Source organism: Pseudomonas sp. 22515 (genome assembly GCF_052044625.1).
Lineage (GTDB): Bacteria > Pseudomonadota > Gammaproteobacteria > Pseudomonadales > Pseudomonadaceae > Aquipseudomonas > Aquipseudomonas alloputida.
In genome coordinates this window covers 1-374 of record NZ_JBQENN010000085.1, presented here as the reverse complement: position 1 = coordinate 374, position 374 = coordinate 1, and the positions used below count along the sequence as shown (strand labels likewise).

Sequence of the window (374 nt, the reverse complement as noted above, 5' to 3'; positions counted from 1 at the left end):
ATGTTGCCTGCCGCGTCACGTACCTGCACGGTAGAGCCGGCTTCGCCTCGACCGCTGAGCTGGCTACCGGCAAGACCGATCACCAGATTGGTCGGTGCTTCAGGCGGGGTGGTATCGCCGCCATCGATGTCCGGTGCGGTGACCGAGCTGGTAACGGAAGTGTTGCCAGCGGCATCGGTCGCGGTGGTCTGCAGCACTTCGCCGTCAACTTGTGGCGGATTGAGGTTGAGGCTGAACACGCCGGTCGGGCCGACCACGGTAGAGCCCAATTCGGTGCCGTCCGCAGCCAGGACACGCACGGTGCTGCCCGGTTCGGCACGGCCGGTGATAACGCTGCCGTCCGCGCTGACCGTCAGTTCGGTTGGGGCGGCAGG

1 protein-coding gene is annotated in these 374 nt (G+C 66.3%); it reads right to left on the bottom strand.

What is annotated here, in order from left to right; genetic code table 11:
* Positions 1-374 (bottom strand): Ig-like domain-containing protein (locus ACTJJN_RS27050; RefSeq protein ID WP_440781804.1); only part of this gene is annotated, 374 nt, incomplete at both ends.